14 protein-coding genes and 3 pseudogenes are annotated in these 11,069 nt (G+C 44.1%); 6 read left to right on the top strand and 11 right to left on the bottom strand.

The window, feature by feature from the left end; all coding sequences use genetic code 11:
• From C1I60_RS25850 to C1I60_RS26360, 5 genes and pseudogenes are all read left to right on the top strand, one after another.
• A pseudogene (locus C1I60_RS25850) lies at nucleotides 1-132 on the top strand (beta-glucanase); the annotation flags it as partial.
• A 101-nt stretch (nucleotides 133-233) separates the two neighbouring features.
• Nucleotides 234-527, top strand: coding sequence for a helix-turn-helix domain-containing protein (locus C1I60_RS19335; protein ID WP_137063189.1), 294 nt, complete (start codon nucleotides 234-236; stop codon nucleotides 525-527).
• Nucleotides 528-627: 100 nt separating this feature from the next.
• Complete coding sequence (locus tag C1I60_RS19330; protein WP_170970853.1) at nucleotides 628-1,014, top strand: IS3 family transposase; 387 nt, start codon at nucleotides 628-630, stop codon at nucleotides 1,012-1,014.
• Nucleotides 912-1,133, top strand: a pseudogene (locus C1I60_RS26365) (hypothetical protein); the annotation flags it as partial. The gene C1I60_RS19330 and the pseudogene C1I60_RS26365, both read left to right, overlap by 103 nt.
• A gap of 155 nt (nucleotides 1,134-1,288) precedes the next feature.
• Nucleotides 1,289-1,384 (top strand): IS3 family transposase, encoded by a 96-nt coding sequence (locus C1I60_RS26360; protein WP_137063852.1) that lies wholly within the window; start codon nucleotides 1,289-1,291, stop codon nucleotides 1,382-1,384.
• Between the two features lie 67 nt (nucleotides 1,385-1,451).
• Here C1I60_RS26360 and C1I60_RS25845 read toward each other — a convergent pair.
• Nucleotides 1,452-1,553, bottom strand: a pseudogene (locus C1I60_RS25845) (hypothetical protein); the annotation flags it as partial.
• Between the two features lie 79 nt (nucleotides 1,554-1,632).
• Here C1I60_RS25845 and C1I60_RS19310 point away from each other — a divergent pair.
• A protein-coding gene (locus C1I60_RS19310) for an IS3 family transposase (protein ID WP_137063186.1) occupies nucleotides 1,633-2,753 on the top strand; the annotation gives its coding sequence in 2 pieces (ribosomal slippage) (nucleotides 1,633-1,882 and nucleotides 1,882-2,753; 1,122 coding nt in all).
• Nucleotide 2,754: 1 nt separating this feature from the next.
• On the opposite strand, the gene C1I60_RS19305 is transcribed toward C1I60_RS19310, so the two are convergent.
• The 10 genes from C1I60_RS19305 to C1I60_RS19260 form a co-directional block, all read right to left on the bottom strand.
• The gene (locus C1I60_RS19305) at nucleotides 2,755-4,287 is read right to left on the bottom strand and encodes a TnsB C-terminal domain-containing protein (protein WP_170970851.1); all 1,533 of its coding nucleotides are present in this window, start codon (nucleotides 4,285-4,287) and stop codon (nucleotides 2,755-2,757) included.
• Nucleotides 4,277-5,107: a TnsA endonuclease N-terminal domain-containing protein gene (locus C1I60_RS19300; RefSeq protein ID WP_170970850.1), complete on the bottom strand. Its 831-nt coding sequence runs from the start codon at nucleotides 5,105-5,107 to the stop codon at nucleotides 4,277-4,279. The genes C1I60_RS19305 and C1I60_RS19300 overlap by 11 nt, the downstream gene beginning before the upstream one ends.
• A gap of 276 nt (nucleotides 5,108-5,383) precedes the next feature.
• A complete protein-coding gene (locus C1I60_RS24925; RefSeq protein WP_137063183.1) occupies nucleotides 5,384-5,650 on the bottom strand; it encodes a hypothetical protein in 267 nt (88 codons plus the stop codon).
• A gap of 218 nt (nucleotides 5,651-5,868) precedes the next feature.
• Entirely contained in the window at nucleotides 5,869-6,300 is a 432-nt protein-coding gene (locus C1I60_RS19290; RefSeq protein ID WP_137063182.1) for a protein-tyrosine phosphatase family protein, read from the bottom strand.
• A 21-nt stretch (nucleotides 6,301-6,321) separates the two neighbouring features.
• A complete protein-coding gene (locus tag C1I60_RS19285; RefSeq protein ID WP_137063181.1) occupies nucleotides 6,322-6,603 on the bottom strand; it encodes an iron-sulfur cluster biosynthesis family protein in 282 nt (93 codons plus the stop codon).
• A 17-nt stretch (nucleotides 6,604-6,620) separates the two neighbouring features.
• The gene (arsA, locus tag C1I60_RS19280; protein ID WP_137063180.1) at nucleotides 6,621-8,402 is read right to left on the bottom strand and encodes an arsenical pump-driving ATPase; all 1,782 of its coding nucleotides are present in this window, start codon (nucleotides 8,400-8,402) and stop codon (nucleotides 6,621-6,623) included.
• Nucleotides 8,403-8,419: 17 nt separating this feature from the next.
• Nucleotides 8,420-8,782 carry an arsenite efflux transporter metallochaperone ArsD gene (gene arsD, locus C1I60_RS19275; RefSeq protein ID WP_137063179.1) on the bottom strand — a complete coding sequence of 121 codons (363 nt, stop codon included), beginning with the start codon at nucleotides 8,780-8,782 and terminating at the stop codon, nucleotides 8,420-8,422.
• A 66-nt stretch (nucleotides 8,783-8,848) separates the two neighbouring features.
• Nucleotides 8,849-9,268 (bottom strand): arsenate reductase (thioredoxin), encoded by a 420-nt coding sequence (arsC, locus tag C1I60_RS19270; RefSeq protein ID WP_137063178.1) that lies wholly within the window; start codon nucleotides 9,266-9,268, stop codon nucleotides 8,849-8,851.
• 25 nt (nucleotides 9,269-9,293) lie between these two features.
• The gene (locus C1I60_RS19265; RefSeq protein ID WP_137063177.1) at nucleotides 9,294-10,583 is read right to left on the bottom strand and encodes an arsenic transporter; all 1,290 of its coding nucleotides are present in this window, start codon (nucleotides 10,581-10,583) and stop codon (nucleotides 9,294-9,296) included.
• Nucleotides 10,584-10,728: 145 nt separating this feature from the next.
• A partial coding sequence (locus C1I60_RS19260) for an ArsR/SmtB family transcription factor (RefSeq protein ID WP_137063851.1) occupies nucleotides 10,729-11,069 on the bottom strand: 341 nt, incomplete at its 5' end.

Genomic DNA, 11,069 nt, shown 5'->3' with positions numbered 1-11,069 from the left:
ATACCGAGCACGCCAGGCAAGATTATGATGAATTTATGGAATGGCACTGGTGTTGACGACTGGCTAGGTCCATATAACGGAACGAATCCGCTATACGCCGAATACGATTGGGTAAAATACACGAGCAATTAGCCCGTAGTACAAAACCAGCCCTGTAGTGAAGTGCACCCCTTAGAATAGACATTGGATAACCCCCCTGGTTAGTCCGATGAAATTCTAGGGGGTGTATTTTTATGGCGATTAAAGGACAGAGGTTTAAAACTTACTCGGGTGAAACCAAAAAAGAGGCCATTCGTTTACATGTGGAGGAAAGATGGACTTATCGGAACATTACGGAGCATTTTGAGATTCAAGACCACGGGCGAGTAAAGAAATGGATGAAGAGCTACCGAGAGCTAGGGGAATTTGGGCTACTGGATCAACGGGGGCGTCGTAAAGAACATATCGATCAGGATAGATATATTCAAAAGCTCAAACGGGAAAATGAAATGCTAAAAAGTGTTTGGAAATCTGGATGCAGGAGGTAAAACGTCTAAATATAGAAGCATTGAGAGCGCCGCAAAAGATTACGCCGTTAGCGACCTCTGCAAACTCTTTGCTGTCTCCAAAAGTGGATATTACGCTTTCTTGAAACGTAAAGGAGTAGAACGGGATCAGGCCGCGAAAGAACTCATTCAGAAGGTGTATGAACGGTATAACGGAGTCTTGGGTTATAGCCGAATTCAACTGTTCCTGCTACAAGATCATGGGGTTTGGATGAATCATAAGAAGGTACTCAGAATCATGCAGGATCTAGGAATTCGTTCGAGAATCCGCCGAAAGCATCGTTGTAATTATGTTTCTTCTGAAGGAGGTCGGGTGACAAAAAATATATTGAAACGGGATTTCAAGGCGGATGCTCCCAACCCAAAATGGGTAACAGACATTACACAATATCGTGTAGGCGAGAAGTGGCTCTATCTCTCAGCCGTGAAGGATTTGTTCAATATAACGAAATTATCGCTTATCAAATGAGCACCCGGAACGACAATGAACTGGTTCTCCGAACCTTTCAGCAGGCGTGGACTCAGCAAAAAGACATGACCGGACTGATCGTTCACAGCGATCAGGGATTCCAGTACACGTCCCATGCATACCACGACATGCTGCCAAAGGTTAGCGCCCGAATCAGCATGTCTCGCCGAGGCAATTGTTATGACAATGCCTCCATGGAGAGCTTCTTCTCGCATCTCAAAACGGAAGGACTCTATCCTTATGATATCCGAAATATGGATGAGGGCAAAGGAAAATTGAAGATTACATTCGATTTTATAACCAACATCGGCCACAACGAAGGCTAAACAAACTGCCCCCGGTAGAGTACCGGAAGCGGCTTATAGCCTAGGGGTTTTTTTTCAGTATCTATAAAATGGGGTCTTGACCAACCCGGAATACCTCTCTTTTGTTTATATTTATAATCCATTATTTGCAATAAGATTTTTGTACCAAAAGAAACTTTCTTTTCGTCTTCTCTCCAAGGTTCCTTTTCCTTCATCATCCTGGTCTACATAAATGGATCGTCTACACTAAGTTGGACAGAAAAAATAAGGGCTTGTAGAATAAATCTATCAAGTTAAGGAGCGGAACTCTACAATGCCAAAACAACAACGACGTACCTTTACAGCAGAATTCAAAAAACAAATGGTGCAGCTCTATGAAAACGGAAAACCTAGAGCAGCCATTGTGGAGGAATATGACCTCACAGCCTCCGCTTTAGACCGTTGGATCAAGCAAACCAAGACCACAGGCTCCTTCAAGGAGAAGGACAATCGTTCACCCGAAGAAAATGAATTGAATGCTCTAAGGAAAGAAGTTCAGCGTTTGCGGATGGAGAACGATATTTTAAAGCAAGCAGCGCTGATCATGGGACGAAAGTAGCTATCATCCAGAACAACCGTGATAAATACTCGATATCAGCAATGTGTGACGTCCTGCAAATGGCAAGAAGTTCATTCTATTACGAAGCGAAAGAACAACTAAAAGAAGATAAACTCACGGAAGCGATTGTGGAGATTTTCCACAAGAATCGAAAAGCCTACGGCACGCGAAAGATCAAAGTTAAGCTCCAGGAACAAGGCTTCATCGTGTCCAGACGCCGCATTGGCCGGATCATGAAAGAGCAAGGCCTAGTTTCCACTTATACCGTAGCCCAGTATAAGCCCCATAAAACGGCTTGTAATGAAGCGACAACAACGAATGTGCTGGATCGCGAGTTTGAGCAGACAGAAGTCAAACGCTTTGTCGTCAGCGATCTGACGTATGTGAAAGTCCAAAACAAGTGGCATTACGTTTGCGTGCTCATCGACCTGTTCAATCGAGAGATTATTGGTCATAGTGCAGGTCCACATAAGGACGCTGCTCTGATTTCACGCGCCTTTGCTACGGTACAGGGTGATCTGCGTCACATTCAGTGGTTTCATACGGACCGCGGTAGTGAATTTAAAAATCAAAGGATGGACGAGCTTCTGAAGACATTTGAAATCGGCCGATCTCTGAGCATGAGAGGCTGTCCCTATGACAATGCCGTGGCTGAAGCCACTTACAAAGTCATGAAAACGGAGTTCATCCACCAGATGAGATTCCAAAGCCTTCGTCATCTGGAATTGGAATTAGACGATTACGTCAACTGGTTTAACAAGCATCGAATTCACGGAACACTGGGATACATGACACCTGTTCAGTATCGCCATGCAGCCCTTAAAAAAGCTGTCTGATTTACTGTTGACAATCCAGTTTGAGCTCGTCTTCGACCATTGCGGGCGACCGCTCATAGGAGGGCAAATAACGCTTGTTATGGTAACGTACGCACTCAATAAGAATCGTTTCAAATTCATATAGATCCAATACAGCTTTGGAACGGTAGTCTGTCTCCCCCCTTTCTTTTTCTCTTTCGATAACGGCACCGGGTATCCATTTCACATACAACCCCTGAATTAAATCAAAGGTCTTCTCGACAATTGGTTTCCAATCTGGACGAAACGGAGGAAGCGGTTCTAATTCCACATTTAAAGTCTTTTTCAGATGTTTAGGATATTGACTGGTATATTCAGTGCCCCGATCCGTCGTTAGAATCTCAGGTAACCCCATTGCAGGCCATTCTTCTTCCGATATATCAATGTCAAATTGTTTACAGTAATTCACCTTATTTGATCCAGCATTTTCTAAAGCAAGCATAGCCCCAACCCAACTTGGACCTTCCAGACCAACATAAAGTCCTGTTATTAGGGAGCTAAAAGCATCGGTTACCATATAAATTACGGGTCTACCAATAACCCACTTCCGGTTAAGCCGACTCACAACATAAATATCGGCTACCGTAGAATCGATCTGATACGCTGATCCAGGCCCGAAATCCCTGTATTTTAAATGTCCCTCTGTTTCTCTGTACCTAATGTTAAACCTTCTTTGCCCTTCACGTTTTAAATAAGTTTCCTTTACATCATTTTCTTTGTAGAAAAAATATTGAAATTGCCTAAAAGTAGGACGTAAATGTCTAGGCTTAAGAATAGCCACCTGTTTTCCTTCTACAAGTTCGTATCCATCAAGAAAGAAGCGTTCCAGCATCAGCTCATACACTTCTAACAAAGTTCGCTTCTCTCGCTTGTTGTACCATTTTGTAATAGATATTCGAAAATAACGTTTTATTTCTTCCGTAATATTAATGCCTTCTAGATCTTCATCCAGTCGACTCTCTGCATTGGGTCGGCCCAACTTTCTCCCTGTCCCTGCGCGTTCTTTGCCCCTTCCTCCGCAACGATTAAAGTCAGGAAGTAAAGTATTTTCAACCATTCCGCGCTGCCAGTACCTTCTTAAATTGTGCCACATCCATGCTTTTGAAACTCCGGTCTGATGATGAAGTTCCGTCATTAGTTTGCCCCTCATTTTTTTATTGAAGATATGAGGGATGTTTTCTTTTTGGACTAAACGACGGATATATTCCCATCGTTCATCTCGAATTTTTAAATCCTTCTCACTAATTTGGGTATCTGCTAAATTGACTTTAGGAACGACTAATGAAGTAACTTGTATCTGCCTGTCTTCTATATCCGTTTGTAATGCTAAATATGAAAAAAACTCTGGAATTGGTGCATGGCCCTTCTCTTCCTGCTTGGTATCAATCATAACCACGATATCTTCAGTTTGCTGCACCCATAAAACACGATAAAGAATAGGTTCGACTAAATCTTCCTCTTTATTTCCCCCATCCCAAAGGGCTAAAACCGTGTTCAAATAGATTTCAGTCGACATGTCGAATCCCTCCTTGATTGCCAAGGGATTTTTCATTTATGCTTCGCAGCTCCAAAGGGCGATTGGGATCTATTTTCACATTCATGTTGATAGCCCATTTTTTTGTAGTAATTAAATGTCTGACTATCACCAAACTATTGCCAGGCGAAAATCCCAATGTATCATCAACAAAGTCAGTAATGTCTGTTAACTTGTCGCTTTTTTTTATTAAAAGTGGCTCCATTAGTAACCTTGCCTTAGTCACTTGTTTACTGGAGATATGGTGTAGGCTTAAATGATGGGCTTTATGCACGTACCGTATGTTCATTGCGTAAGTAGTCGGAATGTCTTTTTCTGTAACCAGACTCCACTCCACCTGTCTCTTTTCCCAGTACAATCTTTCAATCTCCATCTTCTCAACTTCACGTACAGTGATTTTGTTGGACGGTTTAATGTTCACTACTGCATGAGGTATGCCATCCTTATCAATTACAAAGTCAGTTGTAATCACTTTCAGCTCTTTTTTCCTAGGTTCTATCGGATGATCAACTCCTAGCTGATCTGCAATTTCGATCGTTTCTTCAATAGGTAAAAGGGGGTACTGTTCTCTAAATCCTTGAATAACATTAGACCATTCAAGTAAGTAAAAATAATACCATTCTAGGTCAGATAGCAGCAGGTGCTCTCTTCCCGTTTTTATTCCAGTTACATTATGGGTTCTCCCCATGGAAGAAACCTGCCTTGCTGTAAACCAAGGTTTATAATTTTCTCCTATACCTTGTCCCTTACCCTGCTTTATCCAATTTTCAATATGTGATGGCTTAGCATATGATTGAGTCATAGGGTACCTCACTTTATTTATTCTCAGTTTAAAACAAAAAAACCTCATTGCTCAGTTTGCCTGACCATGAGGTGTGTGTTAATGAAATAATAGCTGATTTCGAATCATATTATAATTTACCTTATGCAACCTTAAGCTAAAATCAGCTCCTATTATTAGCTCGAAATAAGCTCGCTAATTGGCTATTACATCTTTCTCAATAGCCTATATTTACATTCTATATCATTAAATGAAAAACAACGCAATTCATTTTAAAAGCAATATTGTAATTTTAATCTACTTTGTTTCAGTATCTTTATAAGTTTTGGCATAATAAGCATCTGAGCATCCTTTAATCTGAAATTCTCTATCTTTCTCATAGATTTTAATTAATTGGTTTAGAACAAAAATCTTTTGAACAATATTCTCGCTAAAGAGACCCAGTTGACGATTGTAGAAATGAATTTCCTTTTGGAACAAACGGGAACCATTTCGGCTTTTTTCATAAACCTCAAGAAGTTGAATATGTAATTTATATAATTCATTATGATTAATCCCAATCACCTCCTATTATTTTAAATTCAGTGTAACCAAATAGAAAACAATTTAGACACAGTGACATATAGAGGTACTTTTTTACTTAAAGAATTTGTTAAGTATAAAAACCTATTGAGTTAGAACAGCTCCTTTGGGATAAAAAAAGATATCATAACCAATAACTTCTTAATAAAAAATAAGGACTATCTCCCATAGGAAATAGTCCCTTTACTGTATAGATTAAATTACTTGGATGGATAAAATCCCTTCAATACATCACGCATTTCTTGCTTAATATTGATATCCGGACGTTTTTCTTTGGCCAAGGCTTCCGCCTCTTCCACTGTGGTAGCCAAACCCAGCTCAAGTAACACTCCAGTTGCTACGGTTCCTGTACGATTCCGTCCACCGGCACAATGGAAATACACAGTCTTCCCGCTGTTCACCGCTTCTTTAACAGCCTGAATAGCGGCTTGCACAGAAGCCTCCTGACCAGTCTCATCCTCCACGATCGGATAGTGATGCCGCGTTACCTTTGACGGAAAGCCCTCTGCCTCTGTACCGTTATCTCTCAGATCAAAAACATCTGAGATTTCTTCCTCCCGAAGAGCTTCGAGCAATGCACTCTCTCCGCCAATGTATACTTTATTCTCAACAAGCGTGTGATAATTCGACATGTTCATTCTCCTTCTATCAGCTTAACAGCAACTGCTGCCGCCACTCATCGTTAGTCCTGCACCTTGCTCATCTTGGATGTATCCAAGGGTAAGTCCACTAACCTGGTCAGCCACCTGCGGGTCAACCGCTACCTCGACCTCATTGACTAGACTTACCGCATCGTTCTCTTGTGGCTTCTCAAGGGACAACTGGTAGCTGGGCCCACAGCAGCCTGCTCCGGCATATTCAATACGCAAGGTAAACACTCCAGCTTCCTTCATCATCTTTTCAATAAACTCTCTCGCTTCATCGGTAATTGTCATTTTAGTACCTCCGGTATCTATTCCAAATTTGCTTCTCCGAGGGCTTTGAGCTGTTCATATCCTGTAATCTCATGGGGTATCCAGGGAATAATAACGGCATGTGCATCTGACATTTGGTTCACGCGGTTGATCCATTCCAGCTCCGCTTGAGCCCGTCCGTTCAGGACTGGATCTATCGTTCCAGCAGCCGCGAAGCTTTGATTGATCGTCCACCACTTGACTGGAATCCCTGCCCGGTCCAGATCGCTCTCCAACCGTGACGCTTCATGCACTGGCGTTGCCTCCGCCAGTGTTACAATAACGACACTCGTCTCCTTGGGATCACGCAGCCGAGGTAGCAGATGCTGCACAGAGGCCGGAATGACACCGGAAGAACGGGAGATTTCCTTGTGATACTCCTCTGTCGCATCCAGCAGTAACAGTGTGTGTCCGGTCGGAGCCGTATCAATCACTACGATCTCTTCTTCGGCGCGTTCTACTAGATCAGCAAATGCCCTAAATACGGCAATTTCTTCTGTACAAGGTGAACGCAAATCTTCTTCCAGGAAGGCTATCCCTTCCTCATCCAGAGCATCCGCATTCTCGCTCATCACCTGCGCCTGGTATCTCTCCAGTTCCAGCTTCGGATCTACCCGGCTAAGCGAGATTCGTCCAGTGGCTTCACCGAGAACATACTCCAAATGAGCGGCCGGATCTGTCGTGCTCAGATGGACACGGTGTCCCCGTTCAGCCAGCCCAACCGCAATGGCAGATGCGACCGTAGACTTCCCTACGCCCCCTTTGCCCATGGTGAAGATGACCCGGATGTTATCTGCCTCCAGATCCTGAATTAAGATGTCCAGTGGGACCATCGCAAGTTTCTGATCTGGGGAAGCCATAGCGGCAACAGCCGTACCTGAAGGGGATGATTGGAAAAACTCGCGCAAATGCTCAATCCCGGTCACGTTAAACGGAGCAAGAGGGATGGAGTAACTCGGAAGCTCTTGTAGTTCTTTAGGCATTTGTTCGAGCGCCTGCGCCTGCCTGTTACAAAAAGCTACTGCTACCCTATCTTCAACGGAATAGTCGGTCAATACGCCGTTAATGACGAGCAGTTGATTCGCAATCCCCGTTCCTCTGAGTTCCGATGATGCACGTCCTGCTTCCACTAAAGGAGAGGCTTCCGGACGGGTGACCAAAATAAGTGTGGTTTGTTCTCCATCTGACAGCGTTTGAACCGCCTCTCCATACAAAGCCTGCTTGGATTCCAGACCAGCCAGCGGTCCAAGACAAGAGGCGCCGTGAGTGCTCTCCTCTAGGAACCCGCTCCAGGCCGAAGGCAATTGAAGCAGCCGTAGCGTATGACCCGTAGGTGCGGTATCGAACAGGATATGATCGTACTTCGCTCTTATCTCTTTGTTTGTCAGCAAAGAGGTGAATTCATCAAAGGCAGCAATCTCCACCGTACAGGCACCAGATAGCTGCTCCTCCATGGTTTGAATCACTGCTTCTGGCAGAACGCCTCGGTAAGGATTGACAACCTTAGCCTTATATTCTGCCGCAGCGGTTTCAGGGTCCAGATTGGCTACATCCAGATTAGGCACTCCCTCAATGGAGACTGGATGATTGGACAGCTTCATATCAAAAACGTCCTGCAAATTGGAGGCAGGGTCGGTGCTCACAAGCAGGACACGTTTGCCAGAGTCAGCCAGTACTACGGCTGCTGCACATGCTGTTGACGTCTTGCCGACTCCTCCCTTGCCTGTAAAGAACAGATACGGTGTACGCAAGATCATGTATGGATCGAACGGGATAAACATATTAGCCCTTCTTTCCTTTATTGTGATTTCGTCTTTATCTCCAAGCGTATCCGGGGCTTGGCGGTCAGTTCCGAAACAGCGATTCCTGTCCACTGCTCCCATTCTTCATTGGTAGGATAGCTTTGCTTCTTAACCACTTGTCCGTCTACAACAATAACAGGTAGGACCTCCGGTCCTTCATCGGTCAATAATTGTCTGACTATGACATTCGATACAAAGGCATCTGGCTCACTGGCCAGATTATATCTAGATACGCTCACTTCTTGCTTTTGCAAGTTATGAACGACTGAGGACGTGCGAATTAATTCAGGGTCAACACCGGGCCCACATACGCCTGAGGAGCAGCACATAGCTGGATCATAGATCTCGATGGATTTCATACATAAGATCTCCTTCCTTGCACTCTTTTTAGAAAATAAGCCGGGATGGCTCCCGGCTGGACTCTATTACTCGCCGGTTTCCTCAAATTGTTTAATGCGTTCTCCCACCTGATTCCGAACCCGCTGGAAGACGGCCCACTTTTCTTCTTCCGTTCCCTCTGCTTTGGCCGGATCATCAAATCCCCAATGCTCACGGCGAACTTGTGGAGGTGTGATGGGGCATTTATCCGCAGCATCCCCGCACAAGGTCACAACTAAATCGGCGCTGTTCAGCAAGACAGGATCAATGATATCCGAGGTTTGACCTGAAATATCGATGCCTACTTCACTCATCGCTTGCACCGCTTTAGGATTAAGACCATGCGCTTCAATGCCCGCACTGTACACATTCCAACGGTCTCCCAAGTATTTTTTGGCCCATCCTTCTGCCATTTGACTCCGACAAGAATTACCAGTGCACAAAAAGTAAATTGTCTTTTTTTCCATCATAAACGTCTCCTTTAATGTTCTATTATGAAATAGCTAACCACAGATATAAGCCCAACAGGGTAATAAAGAGTGTAGGAATCGTTAAAACAATGCCTGTTTTAAAATAAGTTCCCCAAGAAATTTTCACGTTTTTTGAGCTGAGCACATGTAGCCACAACAATGTGGCTAATGAACCAATCGGGGTTATTTTCGGTCCTAAATCCGATCCAATCACATTAGCGTATATCAATGCCTCTTTGACCATACCGGTTGTATGAGTGGCATCAATGGCAAGCGCATCAATCATGACCGTAGGCATGTTATTCATCACTGACGAGATAACCGCCGCGATAAAACCCATGCCCATGGTGGCCACAAACATACCTTGATCGGCAGCTGCTTGAATCACATGAGCCAGCAGATCCGTCAAACCGGCATTACGCAGGCCATACACCACAACATACATCCCGATGGAGAAAAATACGATGGCCCATGGAGCGCCCTTGATGACTTCTTTCATGGGTACCGCAGGGCTTCTTCTCGCCATCAATAAGAAAAAGATTGCAATAATGCCGGCTACCACGGAAACGGGAATGTTAAAAAATTCGCATGCAAAGTAGCCAACCAGCAGAATCGCGAGAACGATCCAGGACATGCGGAACATCTTTGGATCTTTAATCGCTTCTGCAGGCGTTATTAATTGTGCCGCATCAAACGTTTTTGGAATCCTTTTGCGGAAAAAAAGATACAGTACCCCTATACTAGCTGCTAAGGAAAACAAATTAGGGACGATCATGCGACTCGCATATTCCATAAAGGTGATCCCAAAAAAATCGGCTGATACAATATTCACCAGGTTGCTGACCACAAGCGGAAGCGATGTCGTGTCGGCAATAAATCCGCTCGCTATGATAAAAGGAAAAATCATTTTCTCATCCAATTTCAGTGCCCGAACCATCGCTAGTACAATCGGTGTCAAAATTAGGGCCGCTCCGTCATTCGCAAAAAAAGCAGCCACAACGGCGCCAAGAATGCTCACGTAAACAAACATCCGGGTTCCGCTTCCCTGCGCAGCTCGTGCCATATGAAGCGCCGCCCATTCGAAGAAGCCGATTTTATCAAGCACTAACGAAATCAGAATGATGGCCACAAACGCCAGAGTTGCATTCCAGACAATCTGAGTAACTTCCCAAACATCATGCAAATCGACGACACCTACCAGTAGAGCAAGTACGGCTCCACCGCAGGCTGACCAGCCAATAGACAGATTTTTAGGCTGCCAGATGACCAGCACTAAAGTGGCTAAAAATATAATGCATGCCAACAAAACCAATGTTCAAAACCTCCATTACCCATGATATCTCTAGTTCTCCATCCTCTCGTTCTGCTAATCCCTCCCCTTTTTTACCCATCACCTTATAAACATATACTTATATATTGGAACATTTATCCCCGCAAGGAGATAAACTGAACAACCTTTAGGAGGAGCAAGCTGGGGAATCCGGTCCACAAGATGCTATGGGTTCCTCTTTATTCATCCATTTTAATATTTGCTTAGAATCCGGCATACACTCAAGCACAGCTTGAATATGGGGCTTGTCGTCTACGTTTAAAGAATAGTATACCCACTGACTTCGTCTTTCTTCTTTTACGATCCCTTGCGACTTTAATTTTCTCAAATGTTGGCTAATGGCAGGCTGCGACATATCGAAGATATCTACAAATTCGCAAACACACCATTCTCTTTCTCTTAGAAGGGAAAGCATGGCCAAGCGGGTTTTATCCCCCAGTAGCTTTAAATGATCGGCTACATAACCAA

It is taken from the genome of Paenibacillus terrae (genome assembly GCF_005217525.1).
Lineage (GTDB): Bacteria > Bacillota > Bacilli > Paenibacillales > Paenibacillaceae > Paenibacillus > Paenibacillus terrae_C.
This window is presented reverse-complemented; position numbering and strand designations above follow the sequence as displayed.

What these genes read in the sequence shown, in the direction of transcription:
- C1I60_RS19335 (WP_137063189.1), top strand. Translation starts at nt 234, where the DNA reads ATGGCGATTAAAGGACAGAGGTTTAAAACTTACTCGGGTGAAACCAAA.
- C1I60_RS19305 (WP_170970851.1), bottom strand. Translation starts at nt 4,287, where the DNA reads ATGTCGACTGAAATCTATTTGAACACGGTTTTAGCCCTTTGGGATGGG.
- C1I60_RS19300 (WP_170970850.1), bottom strand. Translation starts at nt 5,107, where the DNA reads ATGACTCAATCATATGCTAAGCCATCACATATTGAAAATTGGATAAAG.
- C1I60_RS19290 (WP_137063182.1), bottom strand. Translation starts at nt 6,300, where the DNA reads ATGTCGAATTATCACACGCTTGTTGAGAATAAAGTATACATTGGCGGA.
- C1I60_RS19285 (WP_137063181.1), bottom strand. Translation starts at nt 6,603, where the DNA reads ATGACAATTACCGATGAAGCGAGAGAGTTTATTGAAAAGATGATGAAG.
- arsA (WP_137063180.1), bottom strand. Translation starts at nt 8,402, where the DNA reads ATGTTTATCCCGTTCGATCCATACATGATCTTGCGTACACCGTATCTG.
- arsD (WP_137063179.1), bottom strand. Translation starts at nt 8,782, where the DNA reads ATGAAATCCATCGAGATCTATGATCCAGCTATGTGCTGCTCCTCAGGC.
- arsC (WP_137063178.1), bottom strand. Translation starts at nt 9,268, where the DNA reads ATGGAAAAAAAGACAATTTACTTTTTGTGCACTGGTAATTCTTGTCGG.